Consider the following 22,120-nt stretch of genomic DNA (forward strand, 5'->3'; position numbering starts at 1 on the left):
ATTGTGTCTGTAAATCATTCGCTTAACGGTTGTTTTTAAAACTGGCAGATAAATTGCAAAGTGGTCCACAGGTTGAGTTGTTGGGCCAATTATGGCCGATGTTTGCACAAGCCAAAGTGCGGAGAAGCCAATGAACGGCGACATAAATTTATTGCATCCGATTGCGCCACAACAAAGCGACACGCTGGTGCTCGATGCGCTGACCCGCTATGTGGCGCAGTCCGGCACCCGTATCGGCGAGAAATTGCCGCCCGAGCGCGTGCTGGCCGAAGGGCTGGCGGTGAGCCGTAACACCGTACGCGAGGCGCTGAAACGCTGGGAAGCGCTGGGGATTATCGTGCGCAAAAAAGGCAGCGGCACGTTTTTGCAGTCTGAAATTACCGCTAACGACAGCTTTCTGTCCCTGCGCTTTAAGAATGACTCAGCCACCATGCTTCATGCACTGGAAGTGCGCCGGATCATTGAATGCGAGGCTTCCGCGCTGGCGGCGGTACGTGCGACGGAAAGCGATTTGCTGTTTATCGAACAGAAGCTGGATGTGATGGAAAAAGTCCATCTGAGCGTCGGTTCCGCCGGGGCAGAAGACTGGCAGTTTCACGCGGCAATCTACAGCGCGGCGCACAATCCGCTGCTGCTGCAAATGGTCGGCGGCATTTATGACCTGCTGCATGCCTTTTTTGAATCGCCGCCTGAGCAGGCGCTGTTCAGCGACTCTTTTCCGCTGCATCGCATGTTATTTGAAGCCATTGCGCGCCGTGAACCGGAAAACGCGCGCAGGCTAAGCAACGACATTCTGAACATAACTGAACGTGACATGAAGGAAGTGATCAATGCAGCAAGATGATAAGAGCCAGCCTGTTGAGTTAGGGGAAAACACCCGTTTAGTGCACGACGCCCGCCACGATCGCGGAGCGATTTCGCCGCCCATCTATCAGTCTTCGTTATTCAGTTTCACTGATTATGACAGCATGATTGCCCGTTTTCGCGGCGACAGCGACCATGCTTTGTATTCCCGCGTTGATAACCCGACCGTCGTCGAATTGCAGAAAAAAGTGGCGCAACTCGAAGGCGGCGAAGCTTGTCTGGCGTTCGGCAGCGGCATGGCGGCGATCAGTAACGCCATTCTCAGCGTGGCCGGTCCCGGCGATAAAGTGGTGTGCGTGAATCACGTCTACCCGGACACCTACCGTTTCCTGCGCGGTTTCTGTACCCGTTTTCAGATTGAATCACAGTTTGTCGATGGCGGTTCACTGCCCGCGCTGGAAGAGGCGATGCAGGGCGCGAAACTGCTGTATCTCGAAAGCCCGAACAGTTGGGTGATGGGCGAACAAAATCTGCGGGCCATCGCGGAACTGGCGAAAAAATACGGCGTAATAACGATGATCGACAATAGCTGGGCGTCGCCGATTTTCCAGAAGCCACTGGCTGCGGGCATCGATCTGGTCATTCATTCCGCGTCGAAATACATCAGCGGGCACAGCGACGTGGTCGCCGGGCTGGTGATTTCCAGCCAGGAACGCATCAGCGCCATCAGTCGTTATATCAGCCCGTTTTTAGGCGGCAAACTTTCTGCCAATGAAGCCTGGCTGCTGCTGCGCGGCCTGCGCACGCTGCCGCTGCGTATGCGCCAGCATCACGAAAGTGCGCTGGAACTGGCGCGCCGGTTGCAGGGCTATTCGCGCATCACGCAGGTGAATCATCCGGGACTTGACCCGTTGCCGACTTCCACGCTGACCGGCTACAGCGGTCTGTTCTCCTTTGAGCTGAGCGAAGGCATCGATATTCCGACGTTCTGTAACGCGCTGAATCTGTTCCGTATGGGGGTCAGTTGGGGCGGTTTCGAAAGTCTGGTGATGCCAGCCATTTCTGTGCTGAATCAGGCGGGCGAATTCAACTCGGCAATAGATTTCGGTGTGTCGCCCCGCGTGATCCGCATTTCTATCGGGCTGGAAGAGACCGAAGATTTATGGCGTGACCTGAAAAACGCCATCGAAAGCGCCTGTTCCTGAGGCCTTTGTTGAAAGACCGTTCCTGTGTTCCGACTTTTTTCACCGTGGAGAATCAAGATTATGCGACACCCGAAACGTCATGTGCTCAGCCTGCTGGCGCTCAGCGTCAGCCTGTTTTCCTGCGCCAGTTTTGCCGCCACCAAACTGACGCTGGTGGAAGTGATCACCAGCCCGGCGCGTACTGAAATGCTGCAAAAAATGTTAACCGCTTACAAAACGCAGCACCCTGATGTCGAGATCGACGTGGTGTCGCTGCCGTGGGGACAGGCGTTTGAAAAGCTTGGCACCATGATCCAGAGCGGACAATACCCGGATGTGGTGGAAATGCCGGACACCTGGCAAGGGCTGTATGCCAGTAACGGCATGCTGGCTGATCTCGAACCGCGGCTGAAAGGCTGGTCGGGCACGCCGGATCTGACTGACAAAACACTGACCATGGCGCGTTCTTCCGGCGGCACCGCCACCATGATCCCGTACGGTTTTTATCTGCGGGCCATGTTCTGGAACAAAAAACTCTTCCAGCAGGCGGGTCTGACCGAGGCGCCGAAAACCATGGACGAGTTTATGGCGGATGCGAAGAAAATCAGCGCGCTGGGTAACGGCATCAGCGGTTATTGCATGCGCGGCGGCGTCGGCGGCACGAATGCCTGGATGATGTTTATGGCGGCGATGAACGGCTCGCCGGACTTCTTCGACAAAGAGGGCAACAGCACGCTGACCAAACCTGGTGCGATTAAAGGTGCGCAATTCCTGGTGGATATGTACCAGAAGGGTTATGCGCCAAAAGACAGCGTCAACTGGGGCTTTAACGAAATCGTCTCCGGATTCTATTCCGGTAAATGCGCAATGCTCGATCAGGATCCGGACGCGCTGATCGCCATCAAAAACAGCATGAATCCTGACGATTTCTCGGTCGCGCCAATGCCGCTCGGGCCGAACGGCAAAGCCTATCCGACCATCGGTTATACCGGCTGGTCGATGTTCAAACAGGGCAAACATCAGGATCAAAGCTGGGATCTGATTTCCTTCCTCAGTAACAAAGAAAACAACCTCACCTGGTCGAAATTTGTCGGCACCTTACCGATTTATAAGGGCGCAGAGCAGGATGCGTATTACCACGCGCCGCAGTTTGCAGGCTGGTTTGCCGAGCTGAACAGCCCGGATTACATCCCGCTGACTATGCCAACGCACCTCAAAGGCTGGGGCTATTTCAACTCGGTGATTGTGAAAGACAGTTCGCAGGAAACGCTGCTCGGCCAGAACGACACCGAAAGCATGGTGAAAGACTGGGCGAAATACCTGACCAAAGAACAGAAAGCCTGGCTGGCTGCGCAAAAGTAAACCGGATAACTCCGGCGCGAATCTGCTGCCGGAGTTCGATATTCTTCTCAACGGAGACGCGTCATGATGTTGGAAGTTTCACCGCCAGACACCGCTGCCGTGCCGCGCTTCCCGCGTTTGCGGGCGCTGCTGGAACCCTGGGTTTATCTCAGCCCGACGCTGGTGCTGATCGGCCTGTTTATCTTTGTTCCGATGGCCATCGGCATTTCCTATGCTTTTCAGAACATCCAGTTGCTTAACCCTTTCGATACCGGCTGGGTCGGGCTGGATAACTTCCGCACCATGTTTGATGACCGGCATTTCTATGCTGCGCTGCGCCATACCTTCAACTGGACACTGACTTCACTGGTGTTGCAGTTCGCGCTGGGGCTGGGGTTAGCCTTATTGCTCAACCGTGAGTTTCCCGGCCGCCGCTGGGTGCAGGCGCTGGTGTTTCTGCCGTGGGCGGTTCCGGCGTTTCTCTCCGGCCTGACCTGGGCGTGGTTGCTCAATCCGGTGATTGGCGTACTGCCTTACTGGCTGGCTGATCTGCATATCATTTCCGAGCCGTACAATATTCTGTCTGATCCGCAACTGGCGCTGTACGGCCCGGTGGTGGCCAACGTCTGGTTCGGCATTCCGTTTTTCGCCATAACGTTGCTGGCGGCGTTGCAGTCGATTCCGAAAGATTTGTACGAAGCGGCGGCAATGGACGGGGCGACCGGCTGGCAGCAGTTTCGCAAAGTTACACTGCCGTTTCTGGCACCGATGATTGCCATCACGGTGATGCTGCGCACCATCTGGATTGCGAATTTCGCCGACCTGATTGTGGTGATGACCGACGGCGGCCCGGCCAATTCCACTTCGATTCTGTCGAGTTTCATCTTCACCACTGCATACCGCAAACTCGACTTTGGTTATGCGTCGGCGATGGCAGTGTTCCTGCTGGTGCTGATGACGCTTTACGCGCTGGTTTTACTGCGCATCCGCCATCAGTTGCTGAAATAAGGAGGCTCATATGAACGCATTGTCATTCAACGCGTGGCTGCGCAAGGGCGGACACCGGCTGGGAATTTTGTTTTACCTGGTGTTCGCGCTGTTCCCGATTTACTGGCTGATCAAAATCTCAATCACACCGGACAAACTGCTCTACAGCGAAGGCGTGCGGATGTGGCCGGGTGAGATGACGCTGACACATTTTCAGCGGGTGTTTACGGAAAGCCAGTTTCCACTGTATTTCTTCAACAGTCTGATTGTGTCATTCGGCACGGCATTTCTGACCACGATCATTGCTGCCGGTGCCGGCTTTGCGTTTTCCCGTTTCAGTTTTCGCGGCAAAACGGTGATGGCCGCGCTGCTGCTGTTTACGCAGATGTTCCCGCTGGTGATGATCCTCGCGCCAATTTACAAAGTAATGGCACCGCTCGGCCTGACCAACAGCCTGCTGGGGCTGGTGCTGATTTACACCGCCTTTAACGTCCCTTTTGCCACGTTCCTGATGCAGTCGTTTTTCGACAGCATTCCGAAGGATCTGGAAGAGTCCGCGATGCTGGAAGGGTGCAGCCGCTTTATGGCGCTGCGCAAAGTCATCATCCCGCTGACGTTACCGGGCATGGCGGCAACGTTAGGTTTTGTGTTTACCGCCGCGTGGAGCGAATTGTTGTTCTCGCTGATGCTCATCAACAAAAACGAGGTGATGACGTTCCCGGTTGGCTTACTCAGTTTTGTGTCGAAATTCGCGGTTTCATGGGGCGACATGATGGCGGCGGCCGTGTTGGCGCTCATTCCTGCCTGTCTGTTCTTTGCGTTCATTCAGCGTTACCTGGTTCAGGGGCTGACTGCGGGTGCGGTTAAAGGATAATTTTATGGCTCAGATTACGATTTCCGATCTTCAAAAACGTTACGAAAATGTCGAAGTGTTGCGACATATCAACCTGACCATTAAAGACGGCGAGTTTGTGGTGCTGGTCGGGCCGTCCGGTTGCGGTAAATCGACCCTGCTGCGCACCATCGCCGGGCTGGAACTGGCGACGGCGGGGGACATTCATATTGGTTCGCGTCTGATGAATCAGGTGGCGCCGAAAGACCGTGACATTTCAATGGTATTCCAGAGTTATGCGTTGTATCCGCACATGACCGTGGCGCGCAACATGGGCTTCAGCCTCGAAGTGCAAAAACGCCCGAAAGCGGAGATTGAGGCTGCGGTAAATAAAGCTGCCGATATCCTCGGGCTGACTGCGCTGCTGCATCGCCGCCCGAAAGAGCTTTCCGGCGGGCAGCGTCAGCGGGTGGCAATGGGCAGGGCGATCGTGCGCGAACCGCAGGTGTTTTTGTTCGATGAACCGCTTTCCAACCTGGATGCGCAGTTACGCGGACAGATGAGGATTGAAATCAAAAGCCTGCATCAGAGAATGAAAAACACCATTGTTTATGTGACGCACGATCAGGTCGAAGCCATGACGCTCGCCGACCGTATTGTGGTGCTTAATCATGGCCTGATCCAGCAGGTCGGCACGCCGCTGGAACTGTACGACACACCGGCCAATAAATTCGTTGCCAGCTTTATCGGGTCGCCTTCAATGAATTTCATCAACGGCACACTGGAACTGGGCGATTCTGCACCGCAGTTACGGATTACGCCGGAATTAACGTTGCCGGTGGATCCTTCAATCATGAATCTGCAAAGTGGTTCAGAGGTGATTTATGGCGTCCGCCCTGAAGCCATTGTGCTGTGCAAAGAGGGTGCGCCGGGCGCCGTGCCGCTGGACATCACGCTGATTGAACCGACCGGTCTGAGCGAACTGATCCACGGTAAATTTGGCCGTGAAAGCCTGAGTGTTTACAGCATGGTGAGATCGGGTGCCGCGCCAGGGGATCGCGTGTGGGTACAGATTGATACTGCGCGAATGCAGTTGTTTGAGGGGGATAGCCAGCGGCGAATGGGGAAATTAGGGGAGTAGATTTTGGGTTTGCTCCTCCCCCTGCGAAGGGTGAGGAGCAAACAAGTTAAACCGCTTTCGCCTCAGATAAGCTCATCAGCTTAAAGCCGACACCGACACCGGCAATCAGCATCAAACTGATAAACCCGGTAATCCCGTACCAGCCAAATGAGTGCCAGAAGAATCCGCCTGACGTCCCGGCGACGCTCGACCCTGCGTAATAACTGAAAAGGTATAACGAGGAAGCCTGTCCTTTTGCGCGGCGTGCACGACGCCCGATCCAGCCGCTGGCGACGGAGTGGGCGGCGAAGAACCCGCCGGTAACCAGGATCATACCGATGAAAATCAGCCAGACCGGCGAGAAGGCGGTGATCAAAATCCCCAGCAGCATGAGCGCTGTTGCGCCGATCAGCACCGGGCCGCGGCCATAAACACCGGTCAGCGCACCGGCTTTCGGCGAGCTGTAGGTGCCCATCAGATAGACCACAGAGATAATACCGACAATCGCCTGGCTCAGATTGTAGGGCGATGAAAGCAGACGGTAACCGATGTAGTTAAACATGGTCACGAAACTCCCCATCAGCAGGAAACCTTCGGCGAAAAGTAGCGGCAAGCCGCTGTCGCGCCAGTGCAGCTTGAAGTTAATCAGCAGCTTGCGTGGTTTCAGCGAGCTTGCCCGGAAATGTTTTGACGGCGGCAGAATGCGCCAGAACATAATTGCCGCCGCGAGCGCGAAGAAACCAACGACGGCAACGGCGATACGCCAGGAGAAGAAATCCGTCAGCACGCCGCTGACTAAACGTCCGCTCATGCCGCCGATAGAATTTCCGCTGATGTATAAGCCCATCGAGAAAGCGACCACGCTCGGGTGGATTTCCTCACTGAGATAAGTCATGGCGACTGCCGCCACGCCGCTCAGCGACAGGCCGATCAGCGCACGCATGACGAGAATGCCATCCCAGCTTTGCATAAAGGAACAGACCAGCGTGCAGCCCGCAGCGAGAAATAACGCCACCACCATCACTGATTTACGCCCGACGGCATCAGAAACTGGCCCGGTGAACAGCAGGCCAATCGCCATTAAACCGGTGGACAACGACAACGACAGGCTGCTGGTGGCCGGTGAAACGCCGAAATCATGCGACAACACCGGCAGAATTGGCTGGACGCAATACAGCAGGGCAAACGTCGCCAGACCCGCTGAAAACAGCGCAAGGGTGACGCGGATAAATTGCGGCGTACCACGCTTGATAAAAGGGGTTTTAAGTCCGGAGCGGGCGACGGGGGTTTCAGGATTTAACTCGTCGTCGTTAACTGAATCACTGGCTGGTGCAGCGGAAATCCGCCGGGAGGTTTTCACTGGAAGTCCTTAATACGGGGGCTGTAAAACTTAATTTTAAAATGTATAAGAATTTTAACGCTGCGAGGTTTATTGTCTAATATATTAATCAGTCAAAAACGATATGTTTAAAGTATCAATCGGGCGAATTAATCCACATCATGAACCACATCGAACTGCGTCATTTACGTTATTTCATCGCTGTTGCCGAGGAACTGCATTTTGGCCGGGCAGCGGAACGTCTGCACATGTCCCAGCCGCCGCTGAGCCAGCAAATTCAGGCGCTGGAAACCCATCTCGGCGCCGCGCTGTTTTACCGTAACAACCGCAGCGTGCGGCTGACCCAGGCGGGACAGGCGTTTCTACCGGAAGCCCGGCAGATTTTGCAGCGTGTCGGTGAGGCGTCCGCCCAGGCGGCACGCATTCATCGCGGCGAGTCTGGCAATCTGACCCTCGGGCTGACCTCTTCGGCACCGTTTTTACGTCGTGTTTCCCGCACCTTGCACCGTTTTCGTCTGACCTATCCGGATGTCAATATTCGCATTGAGCAGCTCAACAGCAAACAGCAGATCGAACCGTTACTGGAGGGAAAACTGGATCTGGGCATTATGCGTAATGGCGAGTTACCGGAGGAGCTGGAACACCATCTTGTGCTGTCCGAGCCGCTGATTGCTGTGGTGCACAAAGACCATCCGCTGAATGCGCTTAAAGAGGGTGAACTGACTTTTCAGCACCTTGCCGATCAGCCTTTTGTGTTTTTCTCCAAAGATGTCGGCACGTCGCTTTACGACGATATACTCGGCCAGCTCAAAGTGCAGGGGATCACGCCGTATATCACTCAGGAAGTCGGCGAACCGCTGACCATTATCGGCCTGGTCGCGGCCGGTCTCGGGGTGTCAATTTTGCCCGCTTCTTATCTGCGTATTCAGGTTGAAGGGGTGAGGTATTTGCGATTTGGCACACTGCAGGGCACGACAGAGCTTTGGCTGGTGAATCACGCACGGCGTCCTGCGACTGCCGCAGCCCGGGCATTTATGGATTTGTTGTTACACGAAGAATAAGGAGGCGAAGTCAGAAGATGCTGTATTTCCAGTCAATTCTGAGCGTGTTTTCGCGCAATTTGTGCACCAAATCACATAACGAATCAAATAGTTGACGACATATAACAAAAACTCCAACATAGCCCTAATCTTTATTTTGAAGCGCGAAAATAACAGGAGTTCCTTGAGTGATCCCCGACGGGCAACCAGGACATATCGATCAGATAAAACAAACCAATGTCGGTGCTGTGTACCGCCTGATAGATCAGTTTGGTCCTATTTCGCGCATTGAATTGTCAAAAAAAGCACAACTGGCTCCTGCCAGTATCACCAAGATAGTTCGTGAGTTAATCCAGGCGCATCTGGTGCTGGAAACTGAATTTCAGGATCCCGGTAGCCGCGGGCGTCCGGCCATTGGTTTAGCGCTCGATACGCAGGCCTGGCATTACCTTTCAGCACGTATCAGTCTCGGTTCCATTACCCTGGGTCTGCGTGATCTCAGCAGTAAACTGGTGGTAGAAGAAGTCCTCCCGCTGCCGGAACAGGCATCGCAACCTCTGCTTAAACGTATTATTTCGGAAATCGATCAGTTTTTTATCCGTCATCAGCGCAAACTCGAACGTCTCACCGCCATCGCCATTACCTTACCGGGCATGATCGACGCACGGCGTGGCATTGTGCACCGCATGCCGTTTTATCATGACGTGTTTGATATGCCGCTGGGTGACACGCTGTCTGAGCACACCGGTTTGCCGGTGTATGTGCAGCACGATATCGGTGCCTGGACGCTGGCCGAGTTGCTATACGGTGCCTCCCGGGGCTGTAAAAATGTGGTACAGGTGGTGATTGATCACAACGTCGGAGCCGGGGTGATCACGGGCGGGCGCGTGTTGCACGCGGGCAGCAGCAGTGTGGCGGAAATCGGCCATACGCAGGTGGATCCTTACGGCAAGCGCTGTTATTGCGGCAATCACGGTTGCCTTGAAACTGTCGCCAGCACTGACAGCATTCTTGATCTGGTTCGTCAGCGGTTAACGGTACCGGTTCCGGCCAGCTTACTGCATGGTGTGTCGCTGACTATCGAGGCCGTGTGTGATGCAGCAAACCGTGGCGATCAGCTAGCGCGTGATGTGATCATTAGCGTCGGACAAAGCGTTGGACGCATTCTGGCGATCATGGTCAATCTGTTTAATCCGGAGAAAGTGCTGATCGGCTCACCGCTGAATTTATCTCAGGATATTCTCCATCCCGCGATAATGTCCTGTATTCAGCAGCAATCGCTTCCCGCCTATAGCGAAAATATCAAACTTGAATCGACACAATTCTATAATCAGGGAACGATGCCCGGCGCGGCGTTAGTGAAAGATGCGTTATATAGCGGATCCCTGTTAATTAAATTACTGCAAGGCTAATATCCTGCGTAATTGAAGATACTTCTGCATTGGCTGCATTGGCTGCATTTATTCGCCCGAATCCTTGATCTTCGTCAGCGCATCGGGACTTTCTTCCTTGCCGCCCTGTCGTAATTTCCATTAATTGGGATATATCATTAACCTGTGTTCGTAAATAAAAAAATATAAGCCCTCGGCATTAACTGCATGGACAGTCAACAAAACATTGCGCTAACGCAAACCGCTCTCATCCCGCATCGCCTAGACTTTCTGTCGTGACTTTGTCTCTGGCGGTGTGTTCTTACCGGAGACTATCTTTCAATAAGACGGAGAGATCCCGGAGCCTGAATTCCATGTTAACGCACTTTTTCGTCACGGGTACGGATGCCCGTGTAGGTAAAACCATTGTCACACGTGCCTTGCTTCAGGCTTTAGCCGCGCAGGATCGCTGCGTTTTAGGCTATAAACCTATTGCAACAGGCAGTCAGGAGCTGGCCGACGGGGTTCGAAATAAAGATGCGGTAACGCTCCAGCAGTCATCTTCAATTTCTTATCCTTTTAATAAAATAACTCCACTGGCATTAGCTGATGAAGATATTTATGCCAGCCAGGTCCCTGAAAATGTTTTTGAAATAATGACTAACGGTCTTAATTTCATGCGTAAGGAGGCTGACTCCGTTGTAGTTGAAGGGTGCGACGGCTGGAGAACATTGATCACACCGCATCTTTTATATTCGGACTGGGTCCGTCAGCAAAATATGCCGGTAGTATTAGTGGTAGGTATTCAGGAAGGTTGTGTCAGCCATGCGTTATTAACCGCGCAGGCGATTATTGCGGATGGTTTACCACTGCTTGGTTGGGTGGCGAACCGCATTAATCCCTGTCTGGCTCATTATCAGGAAACGATTGATGCGCTCAGCGTCAATATTTCCGCACCGCTGCTCGGTGAAATTCCGTATTTACCTCGTGCGGAAAGCCGCGATATGGCGAAGTTTATCGACCTGTCCAGCTTTAACCTGGAAATGGTGATTAAAGTATGAGGCTGACGGTTTTTTAAAATTTATCATGGATGGAATTAAGTGCCTGAAAAACAGCAATATTCAAAATTGAACAGCATGTTGCTTAAACGCAAAATGATGAAAGTGATCGACCCTAAATGTGTCGATCAGGAACCCGCTAATCCGTTATATGTTTATGAAGTTATCCGTCAGGCGGCGGGAAATTATAAACTTGTTAATATAATGGATCCTCAACGCACCCTTGTACCAAATGGAGGTGGCTGGGTGTTTGCTATCATGGATGATGCTCCGGGGGCTGTTATTTGCGGCAAGGCAGATTATCAAAATGTCCATGGACATACTTCTCTTACGGGTATCTGTGAACATAAAAAAGGGGGAGTGATAATAGAAAGGGAACGCGGAGTTTATTTCGCTGGTGAGCTCGTATTTAGTGCCGGGCGACTGACGCGCTGGACTAATGGTAGTGGACATTTTGCTCCCTCCCGCTCATTGGCTTTTTCCAACTTATTAGCCCCCGTACGCCTCACTTTACCCATCCATTTATTCAGGCCAGAGGACGCATAATCGCTTTCTCAATAAATCATCTTTTTTTAGTCAACACTTATAACTGATGTTGTCATAATTAAACTGTCCTTAACAGGCGCTGTGTGCAAACCCGGCGCCTCTTTTTTGTCTATAATTTGGTATCTGCCTGCGTGCACTCATCAAAACAATGCTAAAGAAAACAAAGAACATGGCCGTCAATCATCCTGAAGTAAAGTCTGCTGTTAAATCTTCTCACCGACCTCTAATCCTTGCCGCCTGCATGTTGTCGATGTTTATGGCCGCCGTAGAAGTGACCATTGTCGCGACGGCGATGCCGACCATTATTGGCGATCTGGGTGGGTTCTCGCTGCTCGGCTGGGTGTTTGCCGTCTATCTGCTGACGCAGGCGATCAGCGTACCCATCTACGGGCGGCTGGCGGATTTGTATGGTTGCCGGAAAATGTTTTTCATCGGTACCACGCTGTTTCTGATCGGCTCTGTTCTGTGCGGATTCGCCCCTTCGCTTGGCTGGATGATCGGCTTTCGTGCCCTGCAGGGACTGGGTGCAGGGGCAATCACGCCGATAGCCACCACGCTGATTGCCAATGTGTACGGCCCGCAGGAAAGGGCAAAAGCGCAGGGATATTTGTCCAGCGTATGGGGCGTTTCGGCGATTGTCGGCCCGCTGATGGGAGCGTTTATTGTTTCCCATTTTCCGTGGGCGGTGGTGTTTTGGGTGAACGTGCCTGTCGGCCTGGTGGCGATGATCATTCTGGTGAAATACCTGCCGCCGGACGGACAGCGTAAACCACATAAGCTGGATCTGGCCGGTACCGGTTATCTGACCCTTTCTGTCGCGGCCTTACTCCTGGCGCTGTTGCAGGCTGAAGTGCTGGGTTACTGGGCGTTGGCACTGATGGCATTAGCCGTTGGCAGCGCATGGCTGCTTATCCGCCAGGAGCGTAAAACGCCGGAGCCTTTGTTCCCGCTGGCGCTGTGGCAAAGCAAAGTGATTATTGCCGGAAATGTTGGCGGGTTGATCATTGGCGCCACCATGATGGGTATCAGCGCATTTTTGCCAACCTATGTGCAGGGCGTACTCGGCGGAACGCCGTTACAGGCGGGCACCACGCTGGCGCTGATGTCGATTGGCTGGCCGCTGGCGAGCATGTTCAGCAGCCGTCTGATGCAGGCGACTTCATACCGTGCAACGGCGGTCATTGGCGGATTATTGCTGGTCGGCGGAAGTCTGGCGCTGTTGCTGCTTTCGCCATCGTCCGGTTTGTGGATGGCGCGTCTGGCGGCATTTTCGATTGGCGCGGGCATGGGGTTGTGTAATACCACCTTTATTGTCTCGGTGCAAAACAGCGTTGAACCGGCTATCCGCGGCATCGCGACGGCCTCAACACTCTTTACCCGTATGCTGGGTTCCGCCATTGGCACCGCGGTGCTTGGCGCAACGTTGAATCTGAATCTGCAATATCGTCTGCCGCAGGTAAACGATCCGGTACAACTGTTGATGGAGAAAGCCACCCGCAGCGCAATGGATAGCCAGCAACTGGGTGCTCTGACCGACAGCGTGGCGGCGTCGCTGCACTGGGTATTTGTGGTGTCTGCAGTGATTTCGCTACTGGCAGTCGCCGCCGGTTTACTGATCCCCTCCGGTGACCGCCCGCACGCTGAACCGCAGCGGGAAAGCTAAGCCGGGGGCCGTTGTTGCAGCCTGACCGCAATCAACATCAGCGTCAGGCTCAGCAGCACTGCAACCGACGCCATCGCCATCCCGTCGCCCACCGAACCCTGTTCAAACTGACGCCAGACATACACCGATACGGTCTGTACGCCCGCCGGTGAAAGCAGCAGGGACGTCACCAGTTCCCGTGACGCCACGGCAAAAACCATCATCATTGATGCCAGCAGGCTCGGAAATACCAGCGGCAGCAGGATCAGACGCAATGTCTGCGCCGCCGTGGCACCGTGCACCCGTGCGGCGGCGTCCAGATTGCCGCCAATCTGCTTCAACGCGGCGCTGACATAACGCACCGGATAAGGCAGCAACAGGCAGCAGTAAGCCAGCAGCAGAATTCCCCAGGTGTTGTACGGCGTCACCGGCCAGAAACTGCGGTTCCAGGCCAGAATCAGACCGACACCCACCACAATCCCCGGCAATGCCGCCGGTAACAGCGATAAACCGTCGATAACCGCCGCACCGCGAATTTTTCGTGCCACTACCAGCCACGAGGCAAGAAAGCCGGTCGCCCCGGCGATCAGCGCGGTACCCAGCGCCAGACTGAGGCTGGTCGACAGCGCACTCAGCGCGTCGCCGTGCGCGGCAAACAGATTACTGAAGTGGCGGAAGGTCAGATTCTGCCACGACAGCCCGCCGGACAACGTGCGGGAAAACGCCGTGGCCAGTGTGGAGACAATCGGCAGTGCGACGGCAATCACTGCCACCGCTGTAAACAACATCAGCACCGGAATTGTCCAGACTCCCGGCGTTTTTTGTGTCACGTCCGCCGGTTTGCCGGTCACGCTTTCCACATTCTTGCCCGCCAGCACTGCACGCTGAACGCTGTACGCACAAAGCGCAATTGCTACCAGCATCAGCGACAGCACTGCCGCGCCGGGCAGGTCGATCGGCCAGTCGGCAAGGCGCTGTTCGATGCCGGTGGTGAGCATCAGAATGCCGCTGCGCGAACCCAGCGCGCCGGGCACGCCGTATTCTTCAATCGACAGCGTAAACGCCAGTAACAAACTGGAGGCCATTGCCGGTAACGCCATGGGTAAAGTGATGCGCAAAAATGCCCGCCACGGACCCGCACCATGAATACGCGCAACATCTGCCAGACGACTGCCGCTGGCGGCCATGCTGCGCGATACCGCGAAATACACGACCGGAAACACATTCAGCGTCATCACCATCACCATGCCCGGCAGCGAAAACAAAAAATCATTCAGATGCAGCCACGGCAGCAGTTGCTGGACATAACCGTGGGTCTGTAACGCCATCATCCATGACAGCGCGGCAATATACGGCGGTAAAAGGAAGGGCACCAGAAACAGGATGTCCCACAGCGCGGCGGCGGGTAGCACGAACAGGCCGCGCAAGGCACCTAATGGAATGCCAATCAGGCCGCTGCATATCGCCACGCCCAGACCGACTTTTAATGTTGTCGCGAACAGTTCACGTAACTGAGGTTCTTGGAAAACACGATAAAATGCACTGAACGGTGCCGAATAACTGCCGGCATCCAGATGCGGAAAGACCGCCTGTAAAATCACAAAACTGACCGGCACCGCGACCAGCAGTAACAGCGCAATGCCCGTCATGCCCGGCAGGAAAGCATTTCTATTCATTGATTAAATCTCAGAAGCGGGCTGCTTTTTCAAACAGCCCGGGAAGGGATTATTGCTGTCCGAACAGTTTCGCGAAGCGGTCGAGAACGTCTTTACGTGATGCGGAAGCCTGTGATGCTTCCGGTAATAATTTCAGCGATTTAAACAGCGGGCGTTTGGCGTCGATATCCGTACGGGCCGGCATCAGCCAGGCATCGGCGACCAGTTTCTGGCCTTCAGGCGACAGCGCGTAATCGATAAAGGCTTTGGCTTCTTTGGGCTGCTGGCTGGATTTGAGGATCATCATCGGGCGCGGGGCGATAACCGTTCCGCTGCTCGGGAAAATCACTTTGACCGATTCACCGTCCTGCATACTGGCGTAAGACACATAATCAACCGCGCCAAATACCGCAGCTTTCGCGCCCTGTAAGACCGGCGTCAGCGCCTGTGCGTTGGGTCCGGCGATAATCATGCCGTTGGCTTTCAGATCCTCAAACAGTTTCCAGGCCTGTTGCGCGTGGGCATTTTGTAGACCGATCAGCAAATCCAGAGACGCCCCGGAGAGAGACGGATCCGGCGTGGTCACTTTGTCTTTGAATTCCGGTTTGGCTAAATCGCCCCAGTCTTTAGGCTCGGTCGTCCCACTTTTTGTGTTCCAGACGATGCCCAGTGCGGAAATACCCTGAGCGACGTAATAGGGGGTTTTAAACTGCGCGGGAACCTGTGCCGCATTGGGGCTTTGGTATTCAAGCAACCAGCCACGTTGTTCGAGATCGGTTGCGGTATCCCAGGATGCTGAGATAAGTATATCGGCCCGCGGGTTGGCCTGTTCGGCTTCCAGGCGAGCCATCACTTTGCCGGTTGTTGCCTGGAACACATCGACTTTTACGCCGGTTTGTTTTTCATAGCCTGCCGCCAGTTTTTTTGCCAGCGAGCCCGGCCCGGCGGTGTAGAGCGTCAGTGCCTGAGCGTTGCCTGCCGCCATTGCGAGAGAAAGAGTCATTGCTGTCATTACGCCTGTTTTGGTACGGGAAAACGTTTTGGAGGTTTTGTTGTGTGTGCGGGTCATCATTTTCATTCCATCAAAGGTTAAGCAACAAAAGGTGAAACAACGGAAGGGTCAATCTGGTCAATGCTGGCGATCGCGCCTTTGTCCATGCGCGCAATGCGGTGAGCGAGTGCGTGAGCCTCGTGCTGATCGTGGGTGACATACACCGCCGTGGTGCCGAGCTGGCGCAACAATGTTGCCATTTCCTCGCACAGGCTTTCCCGCAGGTCGCGGTCAAGATTCGACAGCGGCTCGTCGAACAGCAAAATGCGTGGCTCAGCCACAATGGCGCGGGCGAGGGCCACACGCTGTTGCTGACCGCCGGAAAGTTCGGCAGGGCGGCGGGAGACAAAATCCGCCAGTCCGACGCGCTCCAGCGCCGCCATCACTTTCTCCTGCTGTATCGCACCGCGGATGCCGCGCATCTGCAACGGAAACGCGACGTTCTGGCGCACGGTCATGTGCGGCCACAGGGCATAATCCTGAAAGGCCATGCCGAGATTACGTTTTTCCGGTGGCAGACTGATTTTCCCGCTGGCGACAGTGACACCATCGAAGCTGATTTGTCCTGACGCAGGATGGAGTAATCCCGCCAGCATTTTCAGCAGCGTACTTTTTCCGCAGCCGGAAGGGCCAAGCAGGGCGAGGATCGTGCCTTCCGGCACGGATAAATTGACGTGATTGAGTACCGGGTTGCTCCCAAAGAAATGGGACACCTGATGGACAGAGATCGCGGGGGGAGAAGACATGCGCGCAGGCGCATTCCCGCTGGCTGTAGCTGGAATGATCATGGTTGGTACTATCCTCTTTGGGACTTATTAGTGCAGGTGAGGGTAAAGGGGGAATGTGACGGACGGATGACACCTTTTGGAAAGGTGTGGAAATTGCCCTGGCGGGCGGCCGCCAATTCAACTTCAAAACCGTGGGCGTCGGCCCACACCGACCAGAGACCCGGTAACGCGCGGGCCTCTGGACTCCGCGCTTTTTCACTGCGCGCTGTCGCGGGTATGACGGACATGTTCTGATGCATTGGTGAGTGGCGCAAATCCAGGTGCTTCGCACTGCCTTCTCTCGGTCTTCGAGCCACAGGTCTCGAAGCCGCTCCGTTCAGCTGGATTTTAAGCACGCCAATCCACTTTTCTAAAAGATAAAAGACATTTGCCTTTGAATTTAAGATGGTGCGGGCGTTCAGAAAGCTTGCTGAATGAGAGGTTGCAGACCTGAGGCTGCAATCCCGAAATGAAGGTACCGCGTAGCGGCAAGATTTCCAGCCTGTCACCGCGGCAACTGAAACATAGCCAGCGAGCGGAGCGCGTGTTGAAAAAGCGTGGGGAAATCCAAAAGGGGAAAAGCACTTTCCCCTTTTGGGCGGTTTCGGCGCAGCGTGTTAAGTGATCACCGCACGTAAGAAACCGAAATTTACGCTAACTCGCTTTAGCAGTGTAAGCCGCCATTGCAGCGGCCTTCTGCAAACAAATCAGCGACTGCAAAGTTTGTAATAAACTTCATTCCACCGGATCTGATTCTTGAAGTCCGGCAACGTCGTGTCGTTATCGATCACCAGCAATTCAATCCCGGAAAATTCCGCATATAACCGCAGCGCGTCAATATCCAGTGCCTGAGAGAACACGGTATGGTGCGCGCCGCCGCCGAGGATCCACGCTTCTGCCGCTGTTGCCAGTGATGGCTGGGCTTTCCAGATAGCGCGCGCAACCGGCAGTTTTGGCAGCGGGTGTGGCTGTTCGATGGTATCCACCAGATTGACCAGCAGACGGAAACGGTCGCCCATGTCGATGACGCTGGCATTGACCGCCGGACCTGCCGGTGTGGAGAAAATCAGACGCGCCGGATCCGCTTTACCGCCTATGCCGAGATATTGCGCATCAAGCAGCGGCTTCTCTTCTTTGGCAATCGACGGACACACTTCCAGCATGTGCGAGCCCACCACCAGATCACTGCCTGGTTTGAAGTGGTAGGTGTAATCCTCCATGAAAGAAGTGCCGCCTTTCAGACCGCTGGCCATGACTTTCATGATGCGCAGCAGGGCAGACGTTTTCCAGTCACCTTCGCCACCAAAGCCGTAGCCTTTCTGCATCAGACGCTGGACTGCCAGCCCGGGCAGTTGTTTCATGCCGTGCAGATCTTCAAAGTTGGTCGTGAATGCCCCGAATTTACCTTGTTCGAGGAAACGGGTCATACCAAGTTCAATTTTGGCAGCATCCAGCAAGTTTTCACGACGTTCGCCGTTAATTTTTACCGCATCCGTCAGGCGATAGGTGGCTTCATATTCTTCCACCAGCGTATCGATGTCGCCTTTGCTGACTTCGTTGATTACGCTGACCAAATCACCAATTCCGTAGGCACTGATGCTGTAGCCGAACTGGATTTGAGCGGCAACTTTATCGCCTTCGGTGACAGCAACTTCACGCATATTATCGCCAAAACGTGCCACTTTCAGGTGCTGGCTTTCGTTTTTGGCGGCAGCAACGCGCATCCACTGGGCGATACGGCGGTGAGATTCACCGTCCTGCCAGTGACCGGCTACCACGGTGTGTTGCTGACGCATACGGGCACCGATGAAGCCGAATTCACGGCCACCGTGCGCGGTCTGGTTCAGGTTCATGAAGTCCATGTCCATGGTTTCCCATGGGATTTCAGCATTGAATTGCGTATGGAACTGCATCAGTGGCTTATGCAGGATGCTCAGACCGGCAATCCACATTTTGGCCGGCGAGAAGGTATGCAGCCAGGTGATGATGCCCACGCAGGCGTTGTCATAGTTGGCTTCACGGCACAATGCGGTGATTTCGTCCGGCGTGGTCACCAGCGGTTTGAGCACCAGTTTTATCGGCAAACCGGCTTCGCTGTTCAGGCTACTGACCACCTTCTCGGCGTTCTCTTTTACCTGACGTAATGCCTGCGGACCGTACAGATGCTGACTGCCAATGGCGAACCACACTTCGAGATGTTTAAACGCGTCCATTTATTACTCCTGAATATCGGATAGATGAAATACGGGTTAATGCGCCGGTTTCGCTGCAAACAGCGGTTCAGTCGTGGCACACCATTGCTGATAACGTTCGTACAGGCGCTGATATTGCGCGACGCGCTGCGGATCCGGCGTCAGCGTACGTTCGATGCTGCAGGCCATTTTTTCCTGTGCGGCAGGAACATCTTTGAACTCCCCGGCAGCGACGGCGGCGAAAATCGCGGCACCCAGTGCGCAGCACTGATCGGAAGCGACAATTTGCAACGGACGGTTCATCACATCGGCGCAAACCTGCATGATGACCGGCGATTTACGCGCGATGCCCCCGAGCGTCAGCACGTTTTCCACCGGAATATCCTGCTGTTCGAAACATTCCATGATGGCGCGCGCGCCAAAAGCGGTCGCTGCGATAAAGCCGCCGAACAGTTCAGGTGCTTCTGTGCCCAGATTGATATCGGTAATGACACCTTTCAGGCGCTGGTTGGCAAACGGTGTACGGCGGCCGTTAAACCAGTCGAGCACCAGCGGCAGATGATCCAGTTTCGGATGAGCGGCCCAGGCCACAGTGAGATCGGTCAGCAGATTTTTTTGCAGGCTGGTCAGTTGCGGTGCCATTTCCGGATGGGCTTTGGCAGCCTGAATCAGCGGCCAGCTCAGCAGACGGCTGAACCAGGCGTACATGTCGCCGAAAGCGGATTGTCCGGCTTCCATCCCGATCATGTCCGGCACGACGCTGCCTTCCACCTGTCCGCAGATCCCGGCGATAGCACGGTCGTTTACGCGTTCTTTATCGGCGATCAGGATGTCGCAGGTAGAGGTGCCGATCACTTTGACCAGCGTATAAGGCTGTGCGCCCGCGCCGACTGCCCCCATATGGCAGTCGAATGCGCCGCCCGAAAGCACCACACTGGCGGGTAAGCCAAGACGTTCTGCCCATTCAGGTGTCAGTGTGCCAACAGCCTGTTCGGCGGTGACGGTGTCGGTAAACAGCGGATAGGGCAGATGTTCAACCAGCAGCGGATCGAGGGCGGCAAAGAACGCTTTTGGTGGCAGGCCGCCCCATGACGGATGCCAGAGCATTTTGTGTCCGGCGCTGCAACGTCCGCGCACCACTTTGTCCGGTGCGGTGGTGCCGGAAAGCAGGGCGGGCACCCAGTCGCACAATTCAACCCATGACGCGGCTGCTTGTTTAACCGCAGCATCAGCACGGGAAACGTGCAGGATTTTCGCCCAGAACCATTCTGAGGAATAAACGCCGCCGATATAGCGGGAATAGTCGGGGAAATCGCCGCTGCGACACAGACGGTTGATCTCTTCCGCTTCTTCTATTGCCGTATGATCTTTCCAGAGCACAAACATGGCATTCGGGTTTTCGGCAAATTCCGCTTTCAGCGCCAGAATGTTGCCTTCCTCATCGACAGGAGCGGGGGTTGAGCCGGTGGAATCGACGCCGATACCCACCACGCGCGCAGCACGCTCGCTGCCCAGCCGTTGCACTACGTTTTTAATCGCCTGTTCCATTGCCTCTATATAGTCGAGCGGGTGATGGCGGAACTGATTTATTGCCGCATCACAATAGCGACCTTCATTCCAGCGCGGATAATAAACCACATCGGTTTCCATCTCGGCACCGGTCTGACAATCCACAGCCAGGGCACGGACGGAATCGCTGCCAAAATCAAGACCAAGAGCAATCGCACCTTGCGTCATTCTTTCTCACTCCTTCAGGTTTGCCGTAGTCATTACGGCGGCGAATCGAATTGCTCTAACAGTAGGAGGATGCAAAAAAGTGAGTGAGGAGGCGTTAGCTGGAAGTATGCACAAATCTGCTCCCAATGATGTTTCTGTGAGGTTGGTCAAATGTTAGCGTTTGGCTAAAATCGCTATATCTATGCACAAACCTGCTGTTTTCCCGCCGTGTGATAGCGCTCTACATTCCGCTGCAAAATTACCGCTAAAACTTAACCCGTCTTACAAGAGAGTGTGACGCAAATCCTCTATAAACTGGACTTCGCCGCACTTTCACTTTGTTTCTTTACGCTACTGATAACGTTTTCACGATTGCGGCAAACCACCAGATTTAAGACTGTGATTGTGAAAAACAACAATAAAAGTCGGAGAACATCATGCATAAATTCACTAAGGCATTAGCGGCGGTCGGGTTAGCTGCCCTTATGTCACATTCAGCTATGGCAGCCGAGAATCCGAAGCTGGGCTTCCTGGTTAAACAACCGGAAGAGCCGTGGTTCCAGACTGAATGGCGGTTCGCAGATAAAGCCGGTAAGGATCTCCACTTCGACGTCATTAAAATCGCCGTGCCGGATGGTGAAAAAACGTTGAATGCAATCGACAGCCTGGCGGCCAACGGCGCGAAAGGTTTTGTCATCTGTACGCCGGATCCGCGTCTCGGCCCTGCCATCATGGCGAAAGCGCGCAGCTATGACATGAAAGTGATCCAGGTGGATGACCAGTTTGTGAATGCCAAAGGCAAGCCAATGGAAGAAGTGCCATTAGTCATGATGGCCGCGACCAAAATCGGCGAACGTCAGGGGCAGGAACTGTACAAAGAAATGCAAAAACGTGGCTGGAAAGTCGCTGATACCGGCGTGATGGCCATTACTGCCGATGAACTCGATACGGCGCGCCGCCGCACCTCCGGTTCAATGGAGGCACTGAAAGCTGCCGGTTTCCCGGAAAAACAAATCTACAAAGTCCCGACTAAATCTAACGACATCCCGGGCGCACTGGATGCCGGTAACTCCCTGCTGGTGCAACATCCTGAAGTGAAAAACTGGCTGATCATCGGCATGAACGACAACACCGTATTGGGTGGCGTGCGTGCAACCGAAGGTCAGGGCTTTAAAGCGGCTAACGTGATCGGCATCGGCATCAACGGTGTGGATGCAGTGAATGAGTTGTCAAAAAGCGCCCAGACTGGCTTCTACGGTTCCCTGTTACCTAGCCCGGATATCCACGGTTACAAAAGTATTCAGATGCTGAATGAATGGGTTACCAAAGGCGTTGAACCACCGAAATTTACCGAAGTGACGGATGTTGTCCTGATTACCCGCGACAACTTCAAAGAAGAGCTGAAGAAAAAAGGTCTTATGTGATCTTCAGATGTGGTTGAAACAAGCAATACCCCTAAATAATTCGAGTTGCAGG

General features: G+C 54.4%; 18 protein-coding genes. 12 read left to right on the forward strand and 6 right to left on the reverse strand.

Annotation, left to right across the window (positions count from 1 at the left end; all coding sequences use genetic code 11):
* Nucleotides 1–130 precede the first annotated feature (130 nt).
* The 6 genes from GW591_RS05760 (at nt 131) to GW591_RS05785 (ending at nt 6,289) form a co-directional block, all read left to right on the forward strand.
* A complete protein-coding gene (locus GW591_RS05760) occupies nt 131–844 on the forward strand; it encodes a FadR/GntR family transcriptional regulator (RefSeq protein WP_013575435.1) in 714 nt (237 codons plus the stop codon).
* The gene (locus GW591_RS05765; protein ID WP_013575436.1) at nt 831–2,009 is read left to right on the forward strand and encodes an aminotransferase class I/II-fold pyridoxal phosphate-dependent enzyme; all 1,179 of its coding nucleotides are present in this window, start codon (nt 831–833) and stop codon (nt 2,007–2,009) included. The genes GW591_RS05760 and GW591_RS05765 overlap by 14 nt, the downstream gene beginning before the upstream one ends.
* A gap of 60 nt (nt 2,010–2,069) precedes the next feature.
* Complete coding sequence (locus GW591_RS05770; protein ID WP_013575437.1) at nt 2,070–3,350, forward strand: ABC transporter substrate-binding protein; 1,281 nt, start codon at nt 2,070–2,072, stop codon at nt 3,348–3,350.
* Between the two features lie 63 nt (nt 3,351–3,413).
* Nucleotides 3,414–4,337: a carbohydrate ABC transporter permease gene (locus GW591_RS05775; RefSeq protein WP_013575438.1), complete on the forward strand. Its 924-nt coding sequence runs from the start codon at nt 3,414–3,416 to the stop codon at nt 4,335–4,337.
* Nucleotides 4,338–4,347: 10 nt separating this feature from the next.
* Nucleotides 4,348–5,190 carry a carbohydrate ABC transporter permease gene (locus GW591_RS05780; RefSeq protein WP_013575439.1) on the forward strand — a complete coding sequence of 281 codons (843 nt, stop codon included), beginning with the start codon at nt 4,348–4,350 and terminating at the stop codon, nt 5,188–5,190.
* Between the two features lie 4 nt (nt 5,191–5,194).
* Complete coding sequence (locus GW591_RS05785) at nt 5,195–6,289, forward strand: ABC transporter ATP-binding protein (RefSeq protein ID WP_166860286.1); 1,095 nt, start codon at nt 5,195–5,197, stop codon at nt 6,287–6,289.
* A 46-nt stretch (nt 6,290–6,335) separates the two neighbouring features.
* Here GW591_RS05785 and GW591_RS05790 read toward each other — a convergent pair whose 3' ends face one another.
* A complete protein-coding gene (locus GW591_RS05790) occupies nt 6,336–7,628 on the reverse strand; it encodes an MFS transporter (RefSeq protein ID WP_166860288.1) in 1,293 nt (430 codons plus the stop codon).
* A 140-nt stretch (nt 7,629–7,768) separates the two neighbouring features.
* Here GW591_RS05790 and GW591_RS05795 point away from each other — a divergent pair, with 140 nt between their 5' ends.
* The 5 genes from GW591_RS05795 (at nt 7,769) to GW591_RS05815 (ending at nt 13,284) form a co-directional block, all read left to right on the forward strand.
* Entirely contained in the window at nt 7,769–8,668 is a 900-nt protein-coding gene (locus GW591_RS05795; protein ID WP_112198729.1) for a LysR family transcriptional regulator, read from the forward strand.
* Between the two features lie 167 nt (nt 8,669–8,835).
* Nucleotides 8,836–10,059, forward strand: a complete 1,224-nt coding sequence (gene mlc / locus GW591_RS05800) for a sugar metabolism global transcriptional regulator Mlc (RefSeq protein WP_013575443.1) — start codon at nt 8,836–8,838, stop codon at nt 10,057–10,059.
* Nucleotides 10,060–10,391: 332 nt separating this feature from the next.
* Nucleotides 10,392–11,078 (forward strand): dethiobiotin synthase, encoded by a 687-nt coding sequence (bioD, locus tag GW591_RS05805; protein WP_013575444.1) that lies wholly within the window; start codon nt 10,392–10,394, stop codon nt 11,076–11,078.
* 39 nt (nt 11,079–11,117) lie between these two features.
* Complete coding sequence (locus GW591_RS05810; RefSeq protein ID WP_041673134.1) at nt 11,118–11,621, forward strand: hypothetical protein; 504 nt, start codon at nt 11,118–11,120, stop codon at nt 11,619–11,621.
* A gap of 169 nt (nt 11,622–11,790) precedes the next feature.
* Entirely contained in the window at nt 11,791–13,284 is a 1,494-nt protein-coding gene (locus GW591_RS05815) for an MDR family MFS transporter (protein ID WP_166860290.1), read from the forward strand.
* On the opposite strand, the gene GW591_RS05820 is transcribed toward GW591_RS05815, so the two are convergent.
* From GW591_RS05820 to GW591_RS05840, 5 genes are all read right to left on the reverse strand, one after another.
* Complete coding sequence (locus tag GW591_RS05820; protein ID WP_166860292.1) at nt 13,281–14,939, reverse strand: ABC transporter permease; 1,659 nt, start codon at nt 14,937–14,939, stop codon at nt 13,281–13,283. The genes GW591_RS05815 and GW591_RS05820 overlap by 4 nt on opposite strands.
* Nucleotides 14,940–14,988: 49 nt before the next feature.
* Nucleotides 14,989–15,930 carry an ABC transporter substrate-binding protein gene (locus tag GW591_RS05825; RefSeq protein WP_173362096.1) on the reverse strand — a complete coding sequence of 314 codons (942 nt, stop codon included), beginning with the start codon at nt 15,928–15,930 and terminating at the stop codon, nt 14,989–14,991.
* Nucleotides 15,931–16,007: 77 nt separating this feature from the next.
* The gene (locus GW591_RS05830) at nt 16,008–16,757 is read right to left on the reverse strand and encodes an ABC transporter ATP-binding protein (RefSeq protein WP_013575449.1); all 750 of its coding nucleotides are present in this window, start codon (nt 16,755–16,757) and stop codon (nt 16,008–16,010) included.
* Nucleotides 16,758–17,443: 686 nt separating this feature from the next.
* Nucleotides 17,444–18,949 carry an L-arabinose isomerase gene (gene araA, locus GW591_RS05835; protein ID WP_013575450.1) on the reverse strand — a complete coding sequence of 502 codons (1,506 nt, stop codon included), beginning with the start codon at nt 18,947–18,949 and terminating at the stop codon, nt 17,444–17,446.
* Nucleotides 18,950–18,985: 36 nt separating this feature from the next.
* A complete protein-coding gene (locus tag GW591_RS05840; protein WP_013575451.1) occupies nt 18,986–20,665 on the reverse strand; it encodes a ribulokinase in 1,680 nt (559 codons plus the stop codon).
* Nucleotides 20,666–21,081: 416 nt separating this feature from the next.
* Here GW591_RS05840 and GW591_RS05845 point away from each other — a divergent pair, with 416 nt between their 5' ends.
* A complete protein-coding gene (locus GW591_RS05845; protein ID WP_013575452.1) occupies nt 21,082–22,068 on the forward strand; it encodes an arabinose ABC transporter substrate-binding protein in 987 nt (328 codons plus the stop codon).
* Nucleotides 22,069–22,120: the final 52 nt, after the last annotated feature.

The organism is Rahnella aceris, from assembly GCF_011684115.1.
GTDB classification, from domain to species: domain Bacteria; phylum Pseudomonadota; class Gammaproteobacteria; order Enterobacterales; family Enterobacteriaceae; genus Rahnella; species Rahnella aceris.

What these genes read in the sequence shown, in the direction of transcription:
- GW591_RS05760 (WP_013575435.1), top strand. Translation starts at nt 131, where the DNA reads ATGAACGGCGACATAAATTTATTGCATCCGATTGCGCCACAACAAAGC.
- GW591_RS05765 (WP_013575436.1), top strand. Translation starts at nt 831, where the DNA reads ATGCAGCAAGATGATAAGAGCCAGCCTGTTGAGTTAGGGGAAAACACC.
- GW591_RS05770 (WP_013575437.1), top strand. Translation starts at nt 2,070, where the DNA reads ATGCGACACCCGAAACGTCATGTGCTCAGCCTGCTGGCGCTCAGCGTC.
- GW591_RS05775 (WP_013575438.1), top strand. Translation starts at nt 3,414, where the DNA reads ATGATGTTGGAAGTTTCACCGCCAGACACCGCTGCCGTGCCGCGCTTC.
- GW591_RS05780 (WP_013575439.1), top strand. Translation starts at nt 4,348, where the DNA reads ATGAACGCATTGTCATTCAACGCGTGGCTGCGCAAGGGCGGACACCGG.
- GW591_RS05785 (WP_166860286.1), top strand. Translation starts at nt 5,195, where the DNA reads ATGGCTCAGATTACGATTTCCGATCTTCAAAAACGTTACGAAAATGTC.
- GW591_RS05795 (WP_112198729.1), top strand. Translation starts at nt 7,769, where the DNA reads ATGAACCACATCGAACTGCGTCATTTACGTTATTTCATCGCTGTTGCC.
- bioD (WP_013575444.1), top strand. Translation starts at nt 10,392, where the DNA reads ATGTTAACGCACTTTTTCGTCACGGGTACGGATGCCCGTGTAGGTAAA.
- GW591_RS05815 (WP_166860290.1), top strand. Translation starts at nt 11,791, where the DNA reads ATGGCCGTCAATCATCCTGAAGTAAAGTCTGCTGTTAAATCTTCTCAC.
- GW591_RS05820 (WP_166860292.1), bottom strand. Translation starts at nt 14,939, where the DNA reads ATGAATAGAAATGCTTTCCTGCCGGGCATGACGGGCATTGCGCTGTTA.
- GW591_RS05825 (WP_173362096.1), bottom strand. Translation starts at nt 15,930, where the DNA reads ATGACAGCAATGACTCTTTCTCTCGCAATGGCGGCAGGCAACGCTCAG.
- GW591_RS05830 (WP_013575449.1), bottom strand. Translation starts at nt 16,757, where the DNA reads ATGATCATTCCAGCTACAGCCAGCGGGAATGCGCCTGCGCGCATGTCT.
- araA (WP_013575450.1), bottom strand. Translation starts at nt 18,949, where the DNA reads ATGGACGCGTTTAAACATCTCGAAGTGTGGTTCGCCATTGGCAGTCAG.
- GW591_RS05840 (WP_013575451.1), bottom strand. Translation starts at nt 20,665, where the DNA reads ATGACGCAAGGTGCGATTGCTCTTGGTCTTGATTTTGGCAGCGATTCC.
- GW591_RS05845 (WP_013575452.1), top strand. Translation starts at nt 21,082, where the DNA reads ATGCATAAATTCACTAAGGCATTAGCGGCGGTCGGGTTAGCTGCCCTT.